Below are 590 nucleotides of genomic sequence, written 5' to 3' on the forward strand. Positions count from 1 at the left end.
TCCGGTGGTCAGCAGCAGCGTGTCGCCCTGTGCCGCGCACTCGTCTACCGCCCGCCGGTCATCCTCATGGACGAGCCACTGGGCGCCCTGGACAAGAAGCTCCGCGACCAGCTCCAGGTCGAGATCAAAGCCATCCAGCAGGAACTCGGCCTGACCGTCATCTACGTGACGCACGACCAGGAGGAAGCCCTGGTCATGTCCGACCGCATCGCGGTGATGCGCAACGGCCTGATCGAGCAGTTCGACACCCCCCGGGAACTCTTCGAACGACCCAGGACCCCGTTCGTCGCGGACTTCCTCGGCGCGGCCAACTTCCTGCCCGGCCGCATCGAGCAGCACACCGACGCGCACACCCTGGTCCGCGTCGACAGCAGTGGCGGCCTGATCAAGGCGCGCCGGCACGACCTCGTCTCCGGCACCCAGGTCAAGGTCGCCGTGCAACCCGGCCGGCTGCGGGCCTGCGCCACCGATGACGGTTTCTGTACCGGCACGGTGGAGACCGCCACCTACGTGGGCACGTTGGTCCGCGCGGGGGTGCGGATCGACGGCGGTGACGCACCGTTGCTGCGCCTGGAGGTACCGGCCGGCCG

The 590-nt window shown here is 69.2% G+C and carries 1 protein-coding gene; it reads left to right on the forward strand.

Annotated features, from left to right (window positions below):
• On the forward strand, nucleotides 1-590 hold a 590-nt coding region (locus ABFX81_RS42130), incomplete at both ends, for an ABC transporter ATP-binding protein (protein ID WP_346139712.1).

This window comes from Streptomyces coeruleofuscus (assembly GCF_039532725.1).
In the GTDB taxonomy this organism is placed as follows: Bacteria; Actinomycetota; Actinomycetes; order Streptomycetales; family Streptomycetaceae; genus Streptomyces; species Streptomyces coeruleofuscus.